Source organism: Serratia proteamaculans, assembly GCF_946227095.1.
Lineage (GTDB): Bacteria > Pseudomonadota > Gammaproteobacteria > Enterobacterales > Enterobacteriaceae > Serratia > Serratia proteamaculans_E.
This window is the reverse complement of sequence record NZ_CAMISV010000002.1, coordinates 243,871-267,581: the sequence shown is the minus strand read 5'-3', so window position 1 is coordinate 267,581 and position 23,711 is coordinate 243,871. Positions and strand designations below refer to the sequence as shown.

General features: G+C 56.4%; 15 protein-coding genes and 1 pseudogene. 2 read left to right on the top strand and 14 right to left on the bottom strand.

The annotated features are described in order from the left end of the window. Positions 1 to 15: 15 nt before the first annotated feature. The 9 genes from OC597_RS04895 to OC597_RS04855 all read right to left on the bottom strand — a co-directional run bounded on the left by OC597_RS04895 (position 16) and on the right by OC597_RS04855 (position 15,675). The gene (locus tag OC597_RS04895; RefSeq protein ID WP_261254595.1) at positions 16 to 210 is read right to left on the bottom strand and encodes a heavy-metal-associated domain-containing protein; all 195 of its coding nucleotides are present in this window, start codon (positions 208 to 210) and stop codon (positions 16 to 18) included. 73 nt (positions 211 to 283) lie between these two features. Next, the gene (gene cueR / locus OC597_RS04890) at positions 284 to 769 is read right to left on the bottom strand and encodes a Cu(I)-responsive transcriptional regulator (RefSeq protein ID WP_427639498.1); all 486 of its coding nucleotides are present in this window, start codon (positions 767 to 769) and stop codon (positions 284 to 286) included. A 13-nt stretch (positions 770 to 782) separates the two neighbouring features. Continuing rightward, a complete protein-coding gene (locus tag OC597_RS04885; protein ID WP_261254593.1) occupies positions 783 to 3,299 on the bottom strand; it encodes a heavy metal translocating P-type ATPase in 2,517 nt (838 codons plus the stop codon). Between the two features lie 77 nt (positions 3,300 to 3,376). Then, on the bottom strand, positions 3,377 to 4,855 hold the full coding sequence (locus OC597_RS04880; RefSeq protein WP_316044859.1) for an efflux transporter outer membrane subunit: 1,479 nt from the start codon (positions 4,853 to 4,855) through the stop codon (positions 3,377 to 3,379). After that, a complete protein-coding gene (locus OC597_RS04875; RefSeq protein WP_261462602.1) occupies positions 4,852 to 8,028 on the bottom strand; it encodes an efflux RND transporter permease subunit in 3,177 nt (1,058 codons plus the stop codon). Before OC597_RS04875 ends, OC597_RS04880 begins: the two co-directional genes overlap by 4 nt. Continuing rightward, positions 8,025 to 9,158, bottom strand: coding sequence for an efflux RND transporter periplasmic adaptor subunit (locus tag OC597_RS04870; protein WP_262207807.1), 1,134 nt, complete (start codon positions 9,156 to 9,158; stop codon positions 8,025 to 8,027). The genes OC597_RS04875 and OC597_RS04870 overlap by 4 nt, the downstream gene beginning before the upstream one ends. A gap of 96 nt (positions 9,159 to 9,254) precedes the next feature. After that, positions 9,255 to 11,348, bottom strand: coding sequence for a putative bifunctional diguanylate cyclase/phosphodiesterase (locus tag OC597_RS04865; RefSeq protein ID WP_262207806.1), 2,094 nt, complete (start codon positions 11,346 to 11,348; stop codon positions 9,255 to 9,257). A 282-nt stretch (positions 11,349 to 11,630) separates the two neighbouring features. Next, complete coding sequence (locus tag OC597_RS04860; protein ID WP_262207804.1) at positions 11,631 to 14,066, bottom strand: glucose/quinate/shikimate family membrane-bound PQQ-dependent dehydrogenase; 2,436 nt, start codon at positions 14,064 to 14,066, stop codon at positions 11,631 to 11,633. A 676-nt stretch (positions 14,067 to 14,742) separates the two neighbouring features. Next, entirely contained in the window at positions 14,743 to 15,675 is a 933-nt protein-coding gene (locus tag OC597_RS04855) for a LysR family transcriptional regulator (RefSeq protein WP_262207802.1), read from the bottom strand. A 136-nt stretch (positions 15,676 to 15,811) separates the two neighbouring features. On the opposite strand from OC597_RS04855, the pseudogene OC597_RS04850 reads away from it, so the two are divergent. Continuing rightward, positions 15,812 to 16,505, top strand: a pseudogene (locus OC597_RS04850) (SDR family NAD(P)-dependent oxidoreductase). Between the two features lie 36 nt (positions 16,506 to 16,541). Here the strand turns inward: OC597_RS04850 and OC597_RS04845 are convergent. After that, on the bottom strand, positions 16,542 to 17,426 hold the full coding sequence (locus tag OC597_RS04845) for a LysR family transcriptional regulator (RefSeq protein WP_262207800.1): 885 nt from the start codon (positions 17,424 to 17,426) through the stop codon (positions 16,542 to 16,544). 131 nt (positions 17,427 to 17,557) lie between these two features. Between OC597_RS04845 and OC597_RS04840 the strand changes: the two genes are divergently transcribed. Further along, positions 17,558 to 17,980, top strand: a complete 423-nt coding sequence (locus OC597_RS04840; protein ID WP_261254552.1) for an ester cyclase — start codon at positions 17,558 to 17,560, stop codon at positions 17,978 to 17,980. A gap of 78 nt (positions 17,981 to 18,058) precedes the next feature. Here the strand turns inward: OC597_RS04840 and OC597_RS04835 are convergent, their stop codons facing one another. From OC597_RS04835 to OC597_RS04820, 4 genes are all read right to left on the bottom strand, one after another. Further along, the gene (locus OC597_RS04835) at positions 18,059 to 19,531 is read right to left on the bottom strand and encodes a pyridoxal phosphate-dependent decarboxylase family protein (protein WP_261284593.1); all 1,473 of its coding nucleotides are present in this window, start codon (positions 19,529 to 19,531) and stop codon (positions 18,059 to 18,061) included. A gap of 5 nt (positions 19,532 to 19,536) precedes the next feature. Then, positions 19,537 to 20,928, bottom strand: a complete 1,392-nt coding sequence (locus tag OC597_RS04830) for a diaminobutyrate--2-oxoglutarate transaminase (protein WP_261254508.1) — start codon at positions 20,926 to 20,928, stop codon at positions 19,537 to 19,539. Between the two features lie 396 nt (positions 20,929 to 21,324). Next, the gene (locus OC597_RS04825) at positions 21,325 to 22,044 is read right to left on the bottom strand and encodes an SDR family oxidoreductase (RefSeq protein WP_261254506.1); all 720 of its coding nucleotides are present in this window, start codon (positions 22,042 to 22,044) and stop codon (positions 21,325 to 21,327) included. A 2-nt stretch (positions 22,045 to 22,046) separates the two neighbouring features. Further along, on the bottom strand, positions 22,047 to 23,705 hold the full coding sequence (locus tag OC597_RS04820; RefSeq protein WP_262207795.1) for a GMC family oxidoreductase: 1,659 nt from the start codon (positions 23,703 to 23,705) through the stop codon (positions 22,047 to 22,049). Between the last annotated feature and the right edge of the window lie 6 nt (positions 23,706 to 23,711).

The window sequence follows — 23,711 nt, the reverse complement described above, 5'->3', positions numbered from 1 at the left end:
CGGCCAGGGGCAGGGTTATTGCTTGTCCGGGTATCCGGCGGAGCTTAAGGCGGAGAGGAACGGGGTTTCGTCCAGGGTGCTGTCGACCATAACTTCACGCGCGGCCAGATCGGTTTCGATCACCGCCTGTGGGTCGACGCTCAGTAGCGCTTTGGTGACGGAGCTGGCGCAGCCGCCGCAGGTCATATTGGGAATGTAGAAACGTAGCATGGTGATCTCCTTATGAATGACGGTGTTCGGCCAATGTGCGGCCTGCCAACGTAGTAAGGTCAAGCGGTTGTTTTCACGAGTGACCGCGTTGGCGCGCCGAAGCGGGCATGTCGATACCAAACCGGGGTGTCCTGCGGGGTACCGGTGAAACAGGTTCCACCGTCGCCGCCTTCTCTGCCAAACCCTCAATAATCGGGCAGTCCGGTCGGTCATTGCCGTGGCAATGTTCGGCCAGGTACTCGATGGTTTGCGCCATAGCCTGAAGCTCGGCGATCTTCGCCTTTAGTCCGGCGACATGGGAAAGCGCCATGGCCTTAACGTCGGCGCTGGAACGGTCACAGGTGCGCCACAGGATCAGCAGTTCCGAGATTTGGTCGACGGGAAAGCCAAGGTCACGGGCACGCCGGATAAAACGCAGGCTATGGGCATCTGCCGTGCTGTAATGGCGATAACCGGCATCAGAACGCATCGCTTTCGGGATTAAGCCAATTTGTTCGTAGTAACGAATCATCTTCGCCGAGACGCCGGAGAATTTTGCCGCTTGTCCGATATTCATCATTCACCCCTAAATCTTATTTGGTTTCGACCGTCATCGGTGCCTGGAAGCGTTTGAGCCGCAGCGCATTGCCGAGAACGAAGACGCTGGAGAGCGCCATCGCCGCCGCGGCGAAGATCGGTGAAAGCAATGTGCCGTTCAGCGGGTAGAGCGCACCGGCCGCCACCGGGATCAGCACTGCGTTATAGGCAAAGGCCCAGAACAGGTTCTGCTTGATGTTGCGGATCGTCGCCTGGCTGAGTGCGATGGCATTCGGCACTCCGCGCAGGTCGCCCGACATCAGCACCACATCAGCCGCCTCAATCGCCACATCGGTTCCGGTGCCGATGGCGAGCCCAACGTCCGCTTCGGCCAGTGCCGGTGCGTCGTTAATACCGTCGCCCACGAAGGCCACCCGTGCTCCATTGAGGCGGAATTTCTTCAGTGCCGCAACCTTACCGTCGGGCAGAACTTCGGCGGCGACTTCATCGATACCGAGTTGTTTGGCGATGGCTGCGGCTGTTGCCGCATTGTCGCCGGTGATCATCGCGACCTTAAGGCCAAGCGCATGTAACGCCTTAATCGCCTCCGGGGTGCTGTCCTTGATCGGGTCAGCGACCGCAATCACCGCTGCCAACCGACCGTCGATGGCGGCATAGAGCGGGCTCTTGCCCTGTTCACCGAGGCGTCGGGCAGTCTGCTGGAAGTGGCTGACATCAAGGCCGAGCTGAGTCATAAAGCGATCTGCACCGACGGCGACAGTTCGCCCCGCGACGCTGGCCGTGACGCCGAAACCCGGTGTGGCGTCAAAGCTTTCAATGGCCGCGAGCGACATGTTCCGCTGTCTGGCTGCCGCGACAATCGCTTCGGCAATCGGGTGCTCGGAGCGGGTTTCAACCGCCGCCACCAGCGCCAGAACCTCATCGTGTTCAAAGCCTTCTGCGGGCACCAGATCGGTCAGTTCGGGACGTCCTTTGGTCAGCGTGCCCGTCTTGTCGAGCGCAATAACACTCACATCACGCAGTGCCTGCAAGGCTTCACCTTTACGGAACAGCACCCCGAGCTCGGCGGCGCGGCCGGTACCGACCATGATCGAGGTCGGCGTGGCCAATCCCATGGCACAAGGGCAGGCGATAATCAGCACCGCGACTGCGTTAACCAGCGCAAAGGTCAGCGCCGGATCCGGCCCGAAGATCAGCCAGACCAGGAAGGTCAACGCCGCAGCCGCCATCACCGCCGGCACGAACCACAGAGTGACCTTGTCGACCAGCGCCTGGATCGGCAGTTTGGACCCCTGAGCTTCCTCGACTAAACGAATGATCTGAGCGAGCACCGTATTCGCACCAATTTTGGTGACGCGGAAACTGAAAGCTCCGGTTTTGTTGATAGTGCCACCGACCACGTCAGCACCGGCACTTTTCTGCACCGGTACCGGCTCGCCGGTGATCATGCTCTCGTCAACGTAAGAGGTTCCTTCGACGACTTCGCCATCAACCGGCACTTTTTCACCCGGACGAACCAGCACTATGTCACCGGTGGTCACCTGATCAAGTGGGATTTCCAGGGTTTCGCCATTGCGCTCGACGCGCGCAGTCTTGGCCTGCAGACCGACCAGCCGCTTGATCGCCTGCGAAGTCCGCCCTTTGGCCCGGGCCTCTAGCGTCCGTCCCAGCAAGATCAAGCTGACGATCACGGCGGCAGCTTCGAAATAGACGTTGGCGGTGCCCTGCGGCAGCACTTCGGGGACGAAGGTCGCCACAACCGAGTAGCCGTAAGCCGCCGCCGTGCCGACCGACACCAGCGAGTTCATGTCGGGAGCGCCGCGCAGCAACGCCGGGATCCCCTTGCGGAAGAAGCGCAAACCCGGCCCGAACAGCACCAGGGTGGCGAGTACAAACTGCAGATACCAGCTGGTCTGCTGTCCCAGCACCTGCATTACCCAATGGTGCATCGCGGGTACCAGATGCGAGCCCATCTCGAGAATGAACACCGGCAAGGTGAGGGTGGCAGCAATCAATAATGAGCGCCGCAGCCCCCGCGCCTCATGCTCACGACGCTCGGTATCCTGATCGTCTGCACTGGCCGTGGTGGCGGATAAGCGCCGTGTTTTATAACCGGCCTTTTCAACGGCGGTCTCGAGGTCGGTGATGGCGACGACCCCGGCAAGGTGACGTACCCGCGCACGTTCGGTAGCCAGATTGACGTTGGCTTCGAGCACGCCGGGGACCTGTGCCAGGGCTTTTTCTACCCGGCCGACACAAGATGCACAGGTCATCTCCTCGATCGCCAACTCGGTGGTCTCTTCACGCACGGCGTAACCGGCGCTCTCGATGGCACGGACCGCCGCCTGGGGATTGGCCGCGCCAGTGAAGGTGAGATCGGCGCGTTCAGTAGCAAGATTGACCGAGGCGGTCTGCACGCCCGGCACGGCTTTCAGCGCGCGTTCGACACGACCGACGCACGAGGCGCAGGTCATGCCGTCGACCGGCAAACTCAGTCGAGTGACTGAGGACAGAGTCGGATTGGTATCGGGTTTGAGGGTAACGGAAGTCATTGAACTGCCCCTTTATGGTGTCTGTTGCTGAAAGCTTAAAGCTTCCCACCGCTGGAAGGTCAACAACTGTCGTCGATTTATTTTACCCGTTGCGAATTAGTCGTGCCGTCAGCGCCTCGGCAGTCGTTCAGCCCCGATGTACAAGCTTGCCAACCACCGCCTAGCGCCTTGTAGATACTGACAATGGCCAGTTGCTGGTCGGTACGTGCGACGCTCAGCGCCCGCCGGCTGGTGAAGTCAGAGCGTTCGGCATCGAGGACCTCCTGGTAGAGGCCTTCACCTTGCGAGAACCGTACCCGGGCCAGGCGGGCCGCCTCGCGATTGGCCGCTGACTCATGCAGACGCAGCGCCAGCGTGCTGCCGGCGGCGCTATAAGCCTTAAAGGCATCATCGGTTTCCTGCAGGGCCCGCAGCAAGGTCTGGTCGTAGAGGATCAGGGCCTGTTTGGCGTGTGCCTCACTGGCGGCGATGCGGGCGCGGACACGCCCGCTATCAAGCAGTGACCAGCGAATGACCGGGCCGATAAAGCTCGACAGCGCTCCCGCGCCACTCATCGCATCCAGACTGCCGGCGACGAACCCGATCGAGCCCGTTATCTGGATCTCGGGGTAAAGGCCCGCCGTTTCTACACCAATTCCGGCGGTTGCCGCCGCCAGGTTCCGTTCGGCCGCTGCAATATCAGCGCGCCGCCACAGGAGCGCGGCAGGGTCACCCACGGCCAGGGTTCGAACTTTCAGCATCTCCTGCGCAGCGGTGGCAGCAGGGGGGCTGAATCTTTGCGGTGTTTGACCCAGCAGGACGGCCAAGGCGTTGCCGGCGGCCGCACGGCGGCGTTCAAGTTCTGGTGTGGCCGCCTCAACATTTCGCAGTAAGGCTTCGGCACGCAGCCGGTCGACTTCGCTGGCGGAACCGGCGCTGAACCTTCGCTCAACCAACGCCAGACTTTCGCGCTGGTTTTGGCGAGTCGCGGCGACCACCGCAAGTTCGGCCTCGATACCTTGTAATTCAAACCAGGTTGCCGCCACTTCGGCAGCGACACTCGCCTGTACACCGCGCAACAAGGCTTCGCGTGAGCCCGCTTGTGCTTGAGCGGCCTCCACCGAACGCCGCACGCGGCCAAAGAGATCGATTTCCCAGGCTGCGTCGATCGCCCCACGATAGCTTTCAGCCTGACGCGGTTGGTCAGGCGAGATCTCCGTTTCACTCCAGCGACGCTGGTCATAGCTGAGCGCCGGGCCCCCCCGCGGCAGGAAGTTCTGACGGTTCTCGCGCAGCAGGGCTTTTGCTTCCTCCAGCCTTGCCGCAGCGATACCAATGTCATGGTTTGCCGCCAGCGCTTGCTGAACCAAGCGGGTTAACGCCGGATCCTCGAAGGTGCGCCACCACTGCACCTCAACCTGGCCCGAACTCAGACCTGCGGCCGGGTCAGCAAAACCGCTGGGAAACGCCGATGACGACAGCGGGGGCGGCGTGTAGTCGGGGCCGACCGCCACGCAGCCGCTCAGCAGGACCAGCGCACTCAGCGGCGCTACAAGAGCTTGATAGCGTATTTTCATGACGAGACTCCCTCTCTGCGTGCTTTGATTCGTGAACGGTACCGATCGAAGCGGGCCGCCAGGCCACGCATCAGCAAATAAAAGACCGGCGTCAGGAACAAGCCAAACAGCGTCACGCCGAGCATGCCGGCAAACACCGCAATCCCCATGGCCTGGCGCATCTCTGCCCCCGCGCCACTGGCCAGCATCAGCGGAACCACCCCGGCAATAAAGGCCAGCGAGGTCATCAGGATCGGCCGTAGCCGCAGTCGACAGGCTTCGATAACCGCCTCCAGGGGGCTGGTCCCTTCGGCTTCAAGACTGCGGGCAAACTCAACGATCAGGATCGCATTCTTGGCGGCCAGGCCGACCAGCACAATCAGCCCTATTTGCACAAAGATGTTGTTGTCACCGCCGGTTAGCCACACGCCGGTGATGGCGCTCAGCAGGCTGGTCGGCACGATCAACAGCACCGACAGGGGCAACAACCAACTGTTGTATTGGGCGGCGAGGATCAGATAGGCGAGCAGCACACACAGCGGGAAAATGAACAGTGCCGTGGAGCCCGCGAGTTTTTGTTGGTAAGTGAGATCGGTCCATTCGAAGGTCATGCCCTCCGGCAGGGTTTCCCTCGCCAGGCGTTCCATCACTGCCACGGCTTGCCCCGAACTGACGCCCGCGACGGCGCCCCCCGAGATGTCGGCCGAAGGATAACCGTTGTAGTGGATCACCCGGTCTGGGCCTGAGCCCGGCGTAACGGTGACAAACGAAGATAAAGGCAACATCTCACCGGCCGCATTGCGCACCTGCAAACGGCCAATGGCTTCGGCCTGCATGCGATGGTCTGCGTCGGCCTGGGCGGTCACCTTGTAGGTGCGACCGAACCGGTTGAAGTCGTTGACATACAGAGAGCCGAGATAGACCTGCAGCGACTCAAAGACGTCCGCCAAATTGACCCCCTGACTTTTGGCCTGGGTGCGGTCGATGACAACATCGAGTTGCGGGGCATTGACGTCAAAACTGGTGAGCAGCCCGGCCACCTGCCCGGACTCATTGGCTTTCATCATCAGCACTTGCGTCTGCTGGGCCAGAGCTTCCAGTCCGACACCGCTGCGGTCTTCGATCTGCATCTTGAAGCCCCCGGTTGCGCCGAGGCCGGGCACCGGTGGCGGTGGGAACACGCCGAGGAAACCGTCAGGAATAGCGGCAAATTTTGCTTGCAGGCGGCCGGCGATCGCCGTCGCTGCCAGGTCAGACGTTGTACGCGCCTTGAACGGGTCGAGCATGATGAACATGACGGCGGCATTGGGCACATTAACGAAACCGTTGATCGACAACCCCGGGAAAGCCACCACGCTTTCAACGCCAGGCTCTGCCAGTGCCATTTTCGACATCTGTTTAACCACCGTATCGGTACGATCCAGCGACGCCCCATTGGGGAGCTGGGCGATGGCAACCAGATAGTATTTATCCTGCATCGGCACAAAGCCCGGCGGCACTGCCCTAAAGCCGAAGAAAGTCAGCGCGAGCAGCCCGCCATAAATCACCAGCGCTATACCGCCGATCCGGACCACCTTGCGCACCGTACCGGCATAGGCATCGGGCGCACGCTGGAATGGCCGTCCGAAGGCCTTAAACCAGCGATCGGCGCGGCCGCGCAGACTGTGCGGATCGCGCGCCATGGCAGGCTGACGTGGTTGCAGCAAAAGCGCGGCGAGCGCCGGACTGAGTGTCAGCGAATTCACCGCCGACAGCAGGGTCGAGATAGCAATGGTGAGCGCAAACTGGCGATAAAACTCACCCTGCAGACCGCTCAGGAAGGCGGTAGGGATGAAAACGGCGGCCAGCACCGAGGTAATGGCAATGATCGGGCCGGTGACTTCGTCCATCGCCCGTCTGGCGGCTTGTTTGGGGGGCTCGCCATTTTCGATGTGACGTTCGACATTCTCGACCACCACGATCGCGTCATCGACGACGATACCGATCGAAAGTACCAGGCCAAACAGCGATAAGGTGTTCAGCGAAAACCCCATCAGGTGCATAACGGCAAAAGTGCCGATCAGCGAGACCGGTACGGCCAGCAGCGGGATCAGCGAAGCCCGCCAATTACGCAGAAACACCACCACCACAATGACCACCAGTATCAGGGCTTCCAGCAGGGTGATGGCCACCGATTCAAGCGAGGCGCGAACGAATACCGTCGGATCATAGGCGATGCGTGAGCTAAGGCCGGGGGGGAAGTTGCCTTCAAGCCGTTGCATGGTTGCCCGTACCGCCTGTGAAACGTCCAGCGCATTAGCACCGGGACTCTGAACGATTTGCAGCGCAACGGCCGGTTCGCCGTCGAGCAGGCTACGCAGGGCATAGGCATCGGCCCCCATTTCAATGCGAGCGACATCGCGCAGGCGCGTGACTTGCCCGTCCAGACCGGTGCGAATGATGATATCGCCAAACTGTTGCTCGTCAGTCAACCGCCCGAGCGTGTTTACCGTCACCTGAAATGCCGCATTGGCGTGGGGCGCCTGGCCAACGGAGCCGGCCGCCACTTGCACGTTTTGCTCACGCACTGCAGCGATCACCTCACCCGCTGTCAGCCCGCGTGCGGCGATCAGGTCCGGGTCGAGCCACAGGCGCATGCTGTATTCACCGGCTCCCCAAACCAGAACGTCGCTGATGCCCGGAATGCGGGATAGTTCGTCGCGCACCTGTAGAAAAGCGTAGTTCGACATGTAAAGCGGATCGTAGCGCTTGTCGGGTGACAGCAGGTGAACCACCATCAGGATGTCCGGCGAGGTCTTCTGAGTTACCACACCCTGACGTTGAACCTCTTCCGGCAAGCGTGGCAATGCGCGCGAGACCCGGTTTTGCACCTGGATCTGCGCCATATCGGCATTGGTCCCCTGTGCGAAGGTGACGGTCAGGATCATTCGCCCATCGGTAGCCGACTGCGACGACATGTACAACATGCCTTCAACGCCGGTAATGGCCTGTTCGAGCGGCGCGGCCACCGTTTCGGCGATCACTTTGGGATTGGCTCCCGGGTAGGTCGCGCTGACTTGCACGGTCGGTGGCGTCACCGCAGGATATTCGCTGAGCGGTAACTGGAAGAAGGCAAGGATCCCGGCGATTACCATCAGGATCGAGAGAACAATAGCCACGATAGGGCGGTCAATGAAGAAGCGCGGGAAGGTCATGACTTAGCCCTCGGCAATGGCGTACCGTCGATCGCCGCCAGTTGCGGGGTAATCTGCATACCGGGGCGTACCAGCCCCTTGACGACAATACGTTCGCCGGGTTGCAGACCTTGCTTAATCACGCGCAACCCCTCAATCTCCGGGCCCATCTCGACGGGCCGATACTCCGTTTTATCGTTTTTACCGACCACGAGCACGTAGCGACGCCCCTGGTCGGTCCCGATCGATTGATCGGAGATTAAAACCCTGGCCTGTGGTGCACCGGTATCCAGCTTGACCCTGGCGAACAGGCCGGGCATTAATTGCCCCTCGGGGTTGTCGACAATGGCGCGCACACGCACCGTTCCGGTACCTCGGTCGGCGGTGTTGGCGAGAAAGTCGATCCGGCCCGGCCGTGAATAGGTCTTGTCGGTAAGTAAGGCCACGCTGACCCCGGCGGCAACGTTGGCCCGGTCTGCGGCGAGCGAACGTAAATAGGTGCGTTCGTCGATATCGAAATAGACGTAGAGTGGGTTAGTCGAGACAATGGTGGTGAGTGGCGTTACGCCGCTGGCGACATAGTTGCCCTCGGTGACCAGGACTTGTCCGATACGTCCGCTGATCGGCGCCGTGACGCTGGTGAAGCTCAGATCCAACTGTGCGGCATCCAGAGCGGCCTTTGCAGCGTCGACCTGCGCTTTACGCGTATTTAAAGTGGCCGTCGTCGCATCGAGACGCTCACGGGCCACCACCTTTTGGGCAAACAGCTGTGTGGCTCGCCGATGGTCCGTCTGGGCGAGGATGAACTCCGCCTCAGTCTCACGCAGACGGGCTTTTGCGGCGTTCACCGCCGCCTGGAACTGACGAGGGTCGATCAGGAACAGCTTGCGCCCCTTTTCAACAAAACGGCCCTCCGGAACGCTCACCTGCTGGATATAACCGGCAACGCGCGGGCGCAATTCCACCCGGTCTATGGCCGTGAGTGAACCGGTGAATTCGGCAAAGGGTGCTGCCGAACGGATGAGTACTTCAGACACCGGCACGCTGGGTGGCGTTGCCAACGTGGCGGGCGGTACGGCTTCCTTGCATCCGGCGATAGCCAGCGTGACGCCTAGGGCCACGGTGAATCGGATCGGGTGTTTATCTTTCATCGTCTTGCCTCCCTCAACTGGAGTCGAATGGGTTTGCAGAGCCGGGGTGGCTGCGGTTCCCTTTCTCAGACGATCAGATTTCCCACGTTGGGAAGGTCAAGCGGATATTTGTGGGGTGGGTCTCATTAACAACATGCTGAGCGCTTTAGGTGCCTCAACGGCCTGGCTAAACAGAAAGCCCTGGCCCAGGTGATAACCGGAGTCACGTAGCGTTTGGCGCTGCTGTTCGGTTTCTATGCCTTCTGCAATGATATCGATAGACAGTTTCTGGCCCAGAATCCCCATGCTTTCGACAATGCCCAAAATGGCCGGCTCGTTGTTCATACGGCGAATAAAGTCACGATCCAGTTTTATGCAGTCCAGCGGGTAATCCATCAGATGGGTAAAGGAAGAGTGCCCGGTGCCAAAGTCATCGAGCGCAATGCGGATCCCCATTTCCTTGAGCATTTGCAAAGCCCGCAGCACATACTTCGAGCCGTGCTTATTGAAGGCGTGCTCGGTCACTTCCAGCTCAATCAGATGGTGAGGGATATTAAACATCTGCAAGCGCTGCAGGAAAGTTTCGGCGTAGTTGTCGCGTAAAAACTCGATAGGGGACGCGTTCAGCGATATCGGCAACACCTCAACACCGGCCTCAAGCCAACCGGCCATATCGGCAAACACCTTCATTTGCATGGTTTCACCGATTTTTGTCGCCAATTCGTAATCGTTAAACGCCTCGCTGACAGTATCCGGCATCTGGATGCCAGTGTGCGGACAATACCAGCGCAGCAGGGCTTCAAAGCCGATAATGGCACCGGTTGGCAGGCTGACTTTTGGCTGATAACTCGGGCGGATTTGATTATTACGCACAATCTGGCGGGCGCGATTTAACTGTGCCGCGCGTTCCTTGGCCTTATCCATCATCCTCGAATTAAACATATAAACGCCGCCGCGGCCGCCGTCCTTGAGCTCGTACAGGGCGGTGTCGGCGCATTTCATCAGTTCGGACGCGTCACGGGCATCCTGCGGATACAGGGCGCAGCCAATGCTCATGCCGCAGTGAAGCGCTTTGCCACCGTGGGTGATCGGCGATTCAAGCTGCAGCAGAAAGCTATTGGCGATTTTGAAAATATCCTGCTGGTTTTCAACGTCGCTGATCACTACCGCAAATTCATCGCCACCCAGTCGGGAGACAAAAGAGTTCGGCGTCAGATAGGCCTTGAGCCGCCGGGATAATACGCGTAACAGATGATCGCCGGCATCATGCCCCAGGGTATCGTTAACCAGCTTAAAGTGGTCGAGATCCAGTAAAATCAGCCCCAGCGATGTCTGGTTGTTCAGGGCCCGTTTCATTTCCTGCTTTAATCTTTTCTTGAATAACCGCCGGTTGGGCAAGGCGGTCAATTCGTCATATTCACTGGCGATCAGCAAACGTCTTTCAGCTATTCGCTGCGAGGTCACATCGCGCGAAACACACAATATATTCTGTATCCGATCATCTTTATCGGTTACCGGGCTGAGGATATTATCCCAATGCTGCAATGTGCCCTCCGGGGTAGCACTAAGGCCGGCAAATCTGGCATTTTTGCCGCTTAACACCTTACGCAGCGCTTTTTTGCCCCGCTTGCGAGCCTCTGGGTGCAGCAGACCCAGCCAGGGCATGCCAAATTGTTGCTGGTTCTCATCTATGCCCAGGGCCAGGCTACCGGCTCGGTTCATATGCAGCAGCGAACCGTCGTTGTTAATCACTTTGATACAGTCAACGCTGGCATCCAGCATATTTTTTTGTGCCGCCAGCGTGTCGATAATGATTTGTTTTTCCTGCATTTGCTGATGGATATCGGCACAGCTCAGGTACCAATGGTTCTGCGCGGAGTTCGGAACTTGTTTTGTCGCGAATGACAGTAAAAACCAACGATACTCACCACTGTAATGGCGCAGGCGGGCTTGATGAACGAACGAGGTAGCGGCGGTTATCGACTGTTGCCACAGTGTATCGACGCGGGCATAGTCATCCGGATGCAGGGTATTCAACCAGCTGAGGCCATTGTTATCAGAGGAAGAGAGTCCGGTATATTCACACCACAACTTATTGAAATGCCCCCCGAGGCTATTCCCTACGCCAATGAGATTCGGTAAACCGTTAAAAATTTCATTAGCTAGATCAACAGGATGATTGCCATCACTGTGCTCGGGTAAAACATTCATCTGTCATTTCCTCTGAAAACCGCCGGATATTCACGCCAAAAGGATATTCTTGCCAGCGGAAATCGTTCTATAGCCTAGTCTGCTCAATAACAAGCCGTCAAAGAGAATGAGATATAATTCCGGGCAACACATTAGGAATACTCTCGTATTTGGTTTTTTAAATCATTCTGCTATCTCGGCGTGTTTCCTCTGTCAAATAGCCTCCCTGCGTGGTGCAGCAGATATTAAAAAGCCCCCATCTTTATCAGATGAGGGCTTGATGATTATAGCCTATGGCCAGATTTATTTATCAAGTGCATAGGCAATCACATAGTCGCCACGGTCTGGTGATTGGCGTGCACCACCGGCGGAAATCACAATGTACTGTTTGCCGGTGGTCGGCGACACATAGCTCATTGGCGTACCGCCGCTGCCGACAGGCAGGCGTGCTTTCCACACTTCTGCGCCGGTAGAAGAGTCAAATGCGCGCAGGTAGTAATCCTGAGTGCCGGCAATAAACACTAGGCCGCCCTGAGTGGCCAGCGTACCGCCCAACGTCGGCATACCTACCGGCATGGGTGCGCGCATTTTGATACCGAATGGCCCGGTATCCTGCACCGTACCGGCCGGAACTTGCCACACCACTTTCTGCGTTTTCAAATCGATGGCGGACAGGGTGCCGAACGGCGGTTTCTGGCATGGAATGCCCAGCGGTGACATAAAGCGGTTTTTGTTGACGCCATAAGGTGTCCCTTTCAACGGCACGGCGCCCATTCCGGTGTTGACCGACTCACCGCCATTGCTGGCCGGTGCATTGGCATCGGTTTTCTGCGGGATCATCTGTACCCACAGGCCCAGACGCATATCGTTGGCGAAGATATAGTGGTTGTTCGGATCGGTCGACAGGCCGCCCCAGTTCATGCCACCCAACGAGCCCGGGAAGCTGAGCGAGATATCGGTGTCGGGGGCGGTAAACAATCCGTCATAACGCATCGATTTAAAGCTGATGCGGCACATCAGTTGATCGAACGGCGTTGCGCCCCACATGTCAGACTCGGTTAACTTTTGATTGCCAATCTGCGGCATGCCGACAGAAAACGGCTGAGTGGCCGAGTACTGCTCGCCTGGGATGGTGCGAGTTTTTACCGGCAGCTCTTTCACTTCGGTTAACGGTTTACCGGTATGGCGATCCAGCACGAAGATCTGCCCGGTTTTGGCACCAATGACCAATGCCGGCTTGGTGGTGCCATCCTTCATTGGGAAATCGATCAGGCTTGGCTGCATTGGCAGGTCGAAGTCCCACAGGTCGTTATGAACGGTCTGATAGACCCATTTCTCTTTACCGGTAGTGGCATCGAGCGCCAGGATAGACGCGCCGTATTTGTGATCCAGTGCGTTGCGGTTTGCACCCCACAGGTCAACTGAAGAGCTGCCCATTGGCAGGAATACGGTGTTCATTGCCGGGTCATAGGACATCGGTGCCCAGGAGTTCGGCGTACTGCGCACAAAGGTCTGGCCCGGTTTCAATGCCGAGTTCGGATCTTTATTACCCGGGTCAAACGCCCAGCGCATTTTGCCGGTGACCACGTCGAAACCACGCAGCACGCCGCCTGGCATGTCGGTTTGTACGTTATCGGCCACGCGACCGCCGACCACGATGGTGGTGCCTGCCAGCGTAGGGGCAGAGGTCAGTTGGTATTTGGGATCTGAAGCGTCACCCAGACCGGCCTTCAGATCGACCACGCCCTGGTTGCCAAAGTTCTGGCAGAACTCGCCGTTATCGGCGTTGATTGCCACCAGGCGTGCATCGATGGTGTTCATCAGAATACGCCGCTGGCAACTGTCGCCGGCCGCCAGGGTGACGGGTGTAGCAGGGGTTGAACCTGGCACCGTCGGTTGTGGCAGCGGTTTGGTGACGTCGAAGTAGGCCAGACCGCGGCAACGGTTCCACACCTGGGATTTCGCATTGACTTCACGCTTCCAAATCTCTTTCCCGCTGTCGGCATCGACGGCAATCACGTTGTTATGCGGCGTACACAGGAAAATACGGTTACCGATTTGCAGCGGCGTTTGTTGGTCTTCGGCGCCGTTGCCGTCCGGACTTAACGGAGTATCGCCGGTGTGGAAGGTCCAGGCGACTTTCAGCTCTTTCACGTTGTCGCGGGTGATCTGGTCCAGAGCCACGAAGCGGCTGCCGCCCGGGGTATTGCCGTAGTTATCCCAGTCTTTTTGCTGCTTGGCTTTATCCACCGGGATCAGCGGCAAGGGCTTGCCGCTAAAGGCGACGGTAGGGTGTGGCTGGAACATCTGCACGAAGGTGCCGACCATGCCCACCGCCAACACTGCGCTGAGCAGGTAGGACAGTTTTGCCAGCGGCGCCTTGCCTTCCGGCTTGCGCAGCGCCGGCCAGCTCAGGAAGGCTAACAGCATCAGTCCGGTTGGTACCATCAGGCGTGAAACCAATGGCCAGAAGTCAAAACCGGCATCGAACACCGACCAAATCAGCGTGCCGATAAAGACCAGTAGGAACAGCACCACCGCTGAAGATTTGCGACGGAAGAATTGCACTGCGGAAACCAGGGTGACGATACCGGCAATCAGGAAGTAGCTGCTGCCCCCCAGCGAGATTAATTTACCACCGGCAATGGCAAAGAATAAGCCGACTGCGGTAAGGATTATCCCCAATAAACAACACCATAGTTTAAGTTTTATACCCGGACGGGTAGTTGATTCAGGCATGGCTGACAGACTCCAAAATAATGTTTTTCTTCATGTTTACCCCGAATGAACGCGGTATCGCTGTTCCCTGGACAATGAGGGAACCGAGCGCGAGTCAAACAGTGGAATTCGCATATTGTACCATTTGATTCGTTAGCAGGTTAAGGATATGTTGGTTTCTGGCAAAAATTGTTAACCTGAAGTGCGAGGGGCAACGATTTATGGCTCGCTGGTAGCCGATAAAATGTAGCTCTTGAGAGCATCTTGAAAAAGAGAAGATAAAATCTGGAGGATGACGACGTCTAATATCCGCTAATTTAAAGGAAAGCTGCAGTCACCTACTCAGGTCGCTTCAGTTGAATTTTATAAACCCATTTGCAATGCAGGGGTAATAAAGGCTGTTAGTTATTATGAACAGGGAATAGACAAACCTGGGAGTATATTTTGCATTGTTAATTTTTCTAGCCCGTTAATCGGGCCTTTTTGATTTCTTTAGTTACATAACATTAGAGATTTTAATTCATTACGTTAACATTAGTAATCCGCTATGCAGTGCTTCGGTTGATTGGGCGTCATCGTTTTAATGTACTGCATAGTGGGCATCCTTAAATCCAGATTTATCCTTGTTCAAAAATCCTATAAATTCACGACAGTGCCATATCTATTGATATTAATAGTATCGACAGCCCTGTACCCATTAGGTATTTATCGTCGCGAAACGTTGTTTAACCACGCTCAATACCAATTGTCGCAGCCAGCGATGTGCCGCGTCGGCTTCTAAGCGCGGATGCCACATCTGTGAAACGGTAATGCCCTGGGTTTTTACCGGTAGTTCAAAAGCATAGAGAGTGGCACTATCACCATTGCCTACGGGTTGATGGATCAGGAAAGAGGCAGGCACCAGCGCCACCAAATCAGAGGCCTGAGCCACCGCCAGCGCGGCGGGGAAGCTCGGCACTACCGCAGCAACTCTGCGCTCCAGCCCTAATTCGGTCAGTGCCTGGTCTACCGGCCCGGTTAATAGCCCACGGCGAGAGGCGACCACATGGCCGCAAGCGGCATACTGCTGGGCGGTAATTTCATTTTGCTGTTCAAACGGATGACCTTTACGGACCACCGCGACGAAACGATCGCGAAATAACGTCTGTAAGCGGATCTCAGGCCCCATTTCGCCCAGTACGCCAATTTCAAGGTCCACCAGCCCTTCACGCAAATGCTTTGAGCTTTTTTCGGGTTTGGGGGCAAAACACAGGCGTACAAAGGGGGCTGCCTGCGCGGCCGCCGCGATCAACACTGCGCCAAACGCCTCGACAAAACCTTCGTTGGCACGCAGGGTAAAGGTTCGTTCCAGGGTGGCTAAACTCAGTTCCGATACCGCCGGACGGAGTACCGCCCGGGCTTCGAATACGGCGTTTTGCGTGCGTTCGCGTATTTCTTCGGCGTAGGGCGTTAACACCATATTGCGGCCGGCTCGTACCAATAAAGGGTCACCGGTGACCGCCCGCAGCCGGCTAAGCGTGCGGCTCATTGCCGAGGCACTTAATTCAAGACGCCGCGCCGCGCCAGCCACACTCCCCAGAGAAAGAAGCGCATCGAGAGCAATCAGCAAGTTGAAATCGGGGTCTGTCATGTCTGGCATCCTGAGCTATTAATAAGGGGAGGCGTTCGCTGCATGTTATAAGTGCAAATGCTGCGTCTTCCGCAATCTATCCAGCATAGTTATATTTTCTACATCACAAGACAACTGAATGCAGAGGAAATAATCCATGCCAACACCGACTTCACTTCAAAAGACCGTTTTGCTGATTGGCGCATCCCGTGGTCTGGGCTTCGCGATGGCAGAGGAGTTCCTGAAACGTGGCGACAAAGTTATCGCTACCGGCCGTGAGTCCTCTAAAGAGCCTCTTTATCGTCTGGCCGAAAAATATCCGGACAGCCTTGAGGTAGAGACCGCCGATATCACCGTGCCAGAGCAGGTAAATGCGTTGCATGAGCGGCTTGCTGAACGCCGTTTTGATCTGTTGTTTGTTAACGCCGGGGTCAAAAATGACGATCGTGAGACCATTGCGGATGTCTCTACCGAAGAGTTTAACCGGGTGATGGTCACTAATGCACTGAGCCCACTGCGGGTGATTGAAACCTTTAAGGATCGGGTAACGCATGGGGGGACCATTGGCGTGATGTCTTCCGGCCAGGGCAGCCTGACTAACAACACCAATGGCAAGTTCGAGGTTTATCGGGCCAGCAAGTATGCACTAAATATGCTGATGCGCAGCTACGCAGCGCGTAACAGCAACGATCCTCGAACCTTGCTGCTGATGGCGCCAGGTTGGGTACGCACCGAGTTAGGGGGATCAGAAGGGCGTTTGAGCATCGAAGAGAGCATCCCAAACTTACTCAATACCATTGAGGCTTATGCCGGGCTACCTCGACTACCTGGGCAAAATCGTTCCCTGGTAATCGCATTGACGCATGAGACCGACCCGTTTGCTGGCGCTACTGAAAGGCTTTAACCAGAAAATCGATAAAGGCCCGTGTTTTCGCCGGCAAGTGCTGGCGAGAGGTATAAACCAGATTGACGGCCAGACCAGGGAGCACCCAGTCGCTCAGAATCTGGACTAATCGGCCCGACTGCAGGTCTTCCTGAATCACATAGGTGGGTTGCGCCAGAATGCCCAGATTTTGCAGTGCGGCAGCCCTTATCAGATAGCCGTCATTGGCTTCAAGAGCGGGCTTGGGGAGGGTGGTGACAAACTCCTCGCCTCGCTGAAAAATCATTTTATAAGGGTCGTTGGCATAGGAATAGAGTAATAGCTGATGATCAGAAAGCTCCTGTGGGTGATTGGGTGTGCCGTACCGTTGCAAATACTCTGGCGTTGCTGCTAAAACCCGTGTTGTTTCCGTCAACTTACGCACAATGAGCCCGGTATCTGGTTCGCTTTCTCGGGTGCGAATGGCGATATCGATATTATCGTCAATGATGTCGTAATAGCGATTCTCCGCAACGATCTCTAAACGGACATCCGGGTTTAGTAACTTGAATTGAGGTATTAAAGGGAATATGAGCCGAAGGCAAAGTGACAAGGATCCGGTAATACGTAAGACACCCACCGGATGATCTTTGCTGGCGGTGACCGCATCGGTAGCGCTTTGCATGGTGGTGAGGGCCGCTTTGGCACTCTCATAAAACGCTTTACCGACTTCAGTCACAAATAACCTGCGGGTGCTGCGTTCTATTAGTCTCACACCAAGTCGATCCTCCAGCGCTGCCAGGTGACGGCTGGCGGCGGCGTTCGACAAACTTAGCGCTTCCGCCGCCTTGCTTAAACTGCCTAACTCTGATGTTTTTACAAAAAGCTCAAACTCGGTCCAGCGGTCCATGGGTATTTTCCAGTTGGCGGAAATCTGTTTTCCAGAATAAGGCTTTTTCATAACGATTGGAATTGACACACTGTCCGTAGTCTTGGCAACGAAGATCTTCTACGTTGAAAGTCATTATTATGGGGTCATCTATGACGGATATTTTAAGTGTGGTACGAAAGTATTTTTCAATTTGTGTCGATGGAAAGGATGTGGAACGAGTCAGCGAATTCTTTGCCGATGATGTCATTATTCATCGCCCCGACGTCGCTGAGCCGATTGTCGGGATAGACCTCTTCAAAACGGCATTGCGTCTTCATGTGACCGACCGTTATGCATCTATACAGACCACTTTCCAAAAAGAAGTGGTTACTTCCGATACGGTCGTAGTGGCTTTAACCCATGTAGCCAAAGGCTCGAATACCTGGCACGGGTTTGATGTTACGGGTAAGGATGTGACCTGGACATCGTTGACTTATTTTCGGTTCGGCAAAGAAGGGAAAATTGTTGAAGAAATTGTAGAGCGCAATGAATTATTTATGGCTAAGCAATTGGGCATTATTGATTACCAATAAGGCGTTCGTTAAAAGAAAAAGCCGATAACCCGCAAAGGTTATCGGCTTTTCGCTGCCGGTCAGGGCAGAACAGGCGGATTAAGCGGCAGGCAACTGCTGCGCGGTTTTATCAACCAGTGCCAGCAGGACTTTGATATCGTCCAGGCTGACCGTTGGGTTTAACAACGTCATTTTCAGGCAGGTCACGCCATTAAACTCGGTCACCCCAACGTTGGCACGCCCTGACTCCAGGAGCGCATCGCCAATCCGCTGGTTCAGCAGTGCCACTGCGGCATCGCCGCTGGCGGCTAATGACTGCGGACGGTAGCGGAACAGCACGCTGGCCAACTGTGGCTGCATCACCAGTTCCAGCACCGGTTGGTCGCCGATATAGTGAGCAACCTGTTGCGCCAGCGTCACGCCGTGATCGATGATCGCGGCATATTGCTGCTGGCCTAATGCCTCCAGCCCCATCCACAGTTTTAACGCATCAAAACGGCGGGTGGTCTGCAAGGATTTAGACACCAGGTTAGGCACACCCTGAGCTTCGTCGAACTCGGAATTCAGGTAGGCCGCCTGATAACGCATCAGCTCATAGTGACGGGCCTCTTTCAACAAGAAAGCGCCGCAACTGATGGTCTGGAAGAATTGCTTATGGAAGTCCAGGGTAATGGAGTCCACCAGTTCAATGCCGTCCAGGTAGTCACGGTACTTCTCGGAAAGCAGCAGCGCGCCGCCCCAGGCCGCATCGACGTGCACCCAGATCTGGTGTTCTGCCGCCAACTGCGCAATCGCACGCAGCGGGTCGATAGCACCGGCATCGGTCGTGCCCGCGGTAGCGACAATCGCCAGGATCTGCTCGTCATTGGCCTTGGCTTGCGCCAGTTTTTCGGCCAGGTCGTTCACATCCATCCGCGCGAATTGATCGGTTTTCACCAGCGTGACGGATTGGTAACCCAGACCGAGCAACGCCATGTTCTTCTGCACCGAGAAATGGGCATTTTCAGAACATAAGACTTTAATCTTGCGCAGGTTACCGACCAGACCATCCTGTTGCACAGAGTGGCCCTGCTTGGCGAAGAAGGCATCGCGTGCCAGCATCAGGCCCATCAGATTGCTCTGGGTACCGCCACTGGTGAACACGCCCGCATCGCCAGGCTGATAGCCAACCTGGGTACGCAACCACTCGATCAGCTTCATTTCGATGATGGTGGCTGACGGGCTTTGATCCCAGGAATCCATGCTTTGGTTGGTGGCGTTGATCAACACTTCCGCCGCCTGACTGATCACCAGACTTGGGCAATGCAAATGCGCGACACACTGCGGGTGATGCACCGACAGGCTGTCTTTTAAAAAGTATTCAATCGCGCGTTCGATGGCCGCCTGGTTGCCCAGGCCCTGCGGATTAAAATCCAGCGTAATGCGTTCACGCAGTTCGGCAACGGTTTTTCCCTGATACATCTCGGGTTGTTGCAGCCATTGCACTACCGCCTGGCTACTTTGCTCGATCGCTTGTTGGTAGGCTTCGGTGCTTTGCGCCGAGGCGGCCAGAATCGGGTTTGACCGGGACATTAAATTCACTCCATGCCTACAGGCTTGACGCCGGCGGCTAACAGGGCCTGTTCAAATTTATCCAGGAAAATGCCCAGTTCATCGTTGGTGATCAGCAGGGAAGGCAGCAGACGCAGTACGTTACCGTTACGGCCGCCACGCTCCAGGATCAACCCGGCTTCGAAGCATTTTTTCTGCAGCAGGGCAGACAACTGAGGATCCGCCGGGTAGCAACCCATATGATCCTGCGCTTCGTCAGGTTTAACGATTTCCATACCAATCATTAAGCCCAGACCGCGCACGTGACCAATCGCCGGATAACGTTTTTGCAGCTCGGCCAGCTTGGCTTTCAGCCATTCGCCTTGTGCGGCGACCTTATCGGCCACGTTGTTATCTTTAAGGTGCTGCAGGGTGGTCAGGCCGGTGGCCATCGCCAGTTGGTTACCACGGAAGGTACCGGTATGGTGGCCAGGCTCCCAGGCGTCAAATTCTCGCTTGATGCCCAACACGGCCAACGGCAAACCGCCGCCTACCGCTTTGGACATCACGATGATGTCCGGCTCAATACCGGCGTGTTCAAAGGCGAACAGTTTGCCCGTACGGGCAAAGCCGGCCTGAACTTCGTCGATAATCAGTAGAATGCCGTGTTCCTGAGTGACTTTGCGAATGCGTTGCAACCATTCGACCGGGGCCGGGTTGACGCCGCCTTCACCCTGAACCGCTTCCAGAATAACGGCCGCAGGTTTGCGTACGCCGCTTTCGACGTCGTTAATCAGGTTTTCAAAATAGTAGGTCAGTGCCTTAACGCCAGCTTCGCCGCCGATGCCCAGTGGGCAGCGGTATTCATGCGGGTAAGGCATAAACTGGACTTCTGGCATCATGCCATTAATCGCTTCTTTCGGTGACAGGTTGCCTGTGACCGCCAGCGCGCCATGGGTCATGCCATGGTAGCCGCCGGAGAAGCTGATCACACCGGAACGGCCGGTGTATTTTTTCGCCAGCTTCAGTGCGGCTTCGACCGCATCCGCGCCCGATGGGCCACAGAACTGCAGGCAATATTCCTGGCCCTGTTGTGGCAGTAAAGAGAGCAAATAAGCTGAGAACTGATCTTTCAACGGCGTTGTAAGATCTAGGGTATGTAACGGCAAGCCGCTGGTAATGACATTTTGGATGCTTTGAATGACGTCAGGATGGTTATGACCCAGAGCCAGCGTACCCGCACCAGCCAGGCAATCAAGATATTGATTATTCTCAACATCGGTGATCCACACGCCTTGGGCTTTCGCAATTGCCAACGGCAATTTACGGGGGTAACTCCTGACATTCGATTCAAATTCGGCTTGTCTCGCCAAATATGTTTCGTTGTTTACATTTTCTAAACTCACACCGAAATTATCAATACGGACTTTATCCGTCATCATATCTCTCCTACAACTGGGGGTATCGATACCACCCTAGTTGAATTATTAAATTGAATAAGTAACTACCGTGAGAAAATCGCGCCCAATATATGGCTTTTTACCCCCCGGCTCAATAGTTATTTAGCCGGGGAGAATTTATTGTTTTTTCGATAAAAATCAACAAATTGCTGCTTTATTAGCCAGTAATGGCGTGATTTGGGGATAATGGAGCGCTTGACAAGGCACGAAAAACTCCCGCAAAGAAAACAGGGGTACCGGCCCAATACGTTTATTTTGCAGGTAATTTTCACCGGGATGGCAAGCTGGGTACGGAGGGGGTTTTGAAGTAACAACTTATTATTAATAAGTTGTTACTTAGACATTAACTGACTTTAGCGGAAGTAAAACTGTCGATCACCAGGGTATTTCACCGTGACGGTCAAAGAATCCGCCGGTGGGCCCATCATTGCCGATAGAGGCCAGTGTCACAATGGCATCCGTTCCTTCCGTCACCGTTTGATGACCGGTATGGTGATTGATGTCGGTTTTAGTAAAGCCCGGATTGACGGCATTGATCCTGATCGTCGGCAAGGCCTTGGCATACTGAGTGACCAGCATGTTGAGCGCCGCCTTGGAGGACGGATAGGCCAGTTGCAGCAGTCCGGCCTCGAAGGTTGCACCGCCTTTGCCGGTCATGGTATGCGATGAGCCCAGCGAGCTGGATACCATCACCACTCTGGGATTTTTTGCCGCCTGCAATAAGGGCAGAAAAGCTTGCATCATACGCACCACACCGAAAACATTGGCCTGATACATCTCTGCCAGCGCGGCTGCGCCGGTTTGGGCTGGATGCTCGCGTGAACCGCCAACCCCGGCATTATTGATCAACACGTCGAGTTGGCCGTAAGCCTTGCTGAAATCAGCCGCGGCTTGACGGACCGATTCTTCCGAGGTCACATCAAGCACCAGCAGTTCAGCCTTCAACCCCAATAATGCCAGCGCCTGAATCGCCTGCTCGCCACGCAAGGGATCGCGGGCACCGAGTACCACGCGCCAGCCGCGTTCGGCCAGGCGACGGGCGGTTTCATAGCCCAACCCCTTGTTGGCACCGGTAATCAATACGGTGGTGGTCATGGTTATATCGCCTTAATTTGATGGCTCGACAGGATCATGTCGGCGGCTTTTTCACCGATCATGATACTGGGCGCATTAGTATTCCCGGTAGGAATGACCGGCATCACAGAAGCGTCGATCACCCGCAGTCCCGACAGGCCATGCACCCGCAATTGCGGGTCGACCACCGCCATAGTGTCGGAGCCTATACGCGCGGTGCCGACCTGATGGTGGTAGGAACCTGTCATGCGGCTGATGTAGTCACGCATTTGCCGACGGTTGTCTACGCCGTCCATTCCCATCTCCTTGCCACGCCATGGCGTAAGCGCCGATTGATGCATCACTTCACGTAACAGCAGGGCTTTGTCGGTCATCACCTCCAGATCCTCACCTTCAGAAAACACCCGGGGATCCATTAACGGGGGTTGTAAGGGGTCGCGTGAGTTAAGCCACAGGCGGCCACGGCTTTTCGGTCGCACCAGACCCGGTGTAACGGTGTAACCCTGACTCACCCCAGGCAGGAACGGCATAGTGAACAGCAGTGACTGGGTATCCGGCGCTGAGAGCTGGGGCGCTGACTTATGGAAAATCTGCGCTTCAATACCCGAAGCCAACCCGACCTCCACCGGCTGTGGTGAAGACCAGACCATCGGGCACACCAGATGGTCATGCAGGTTTTCGCCCACGCCGGGCAGGTTAACCAAGGGAGTTATCCCCATTTTTTCCAGTTGTTCCGCCGGACCGATACCGGAGTGCAGCAAAATAGAGGGGCTCATCAACGAACCGGCGCACAGCAGCACTTCATGACGCGCTTCGATGCGGTAGTCGATGCCGCGATGAATAAAGTGCACGCCGGTGATACGATCGCGTTGGTTTAACAGTTTTAGCACCCGCGCTTCGGTGATCACCGACAGGTTGTCGGCCTGGCTGATGGCATCGCCATAACAGACCCAGGCACTGGCGCGTTTACCGTCCGGCGTCATGGTGTACTGCGGGAAACTGATCCCACTTGAGTCCTGGCCGTCGTTGTAGTCCTTTACTAATCGCAACCCGGCCTGTTGTCCGGCCTCAACAAAGGCGTGCGCCAATGGCGTCATGGCCGGGCTGGATACCTGCAACAGGCCGCCGGTGCTGTGCATCGCGGACAGCCCACTGATATTGCAGTGCTCCGCCTTGCGGAAATAAGGCAGCACCTCCTGCCAGCTCCAGCCGGTGGCCCCCAGCGCGGCCCAATTGTCATAGTCGGCGGGCAGGCCACGCACGTACATCATGCCGTTGATCGCACTGGAGCCGCCCAGCGTCTTGCCGCGTGGCCAGTAAATATCCTGTTTGCCGGCGTAAATTTGCGGCTGGGTAGAAAATCCCCAATCGACAGCGGAATGCCACAGTTCCATCGCCTGAGGGGGATTATGGATCGCCGGCATGTCATCTCTTGGCCCGGCTTCCAGCAGTAATACCTTTAACCCGGCGTCCACCAGTCGACGGGTGACTACCGAGCCGGCCGAACCGGCGCCGATAATAATAAAATCATATTTACTCTTATCATTACGGGTTGCCGCTTTACGGGGCACAGGCTGGCGCGCATGGCCGGAGAAGGGCAAGGCGGCCGCGGCCCCGATGGCCAGACTGGCGGCGATAAAGCGGCGCCGACCGCTGTCGGTCAGTTTGTTATCTGGGTTCATGGCGAT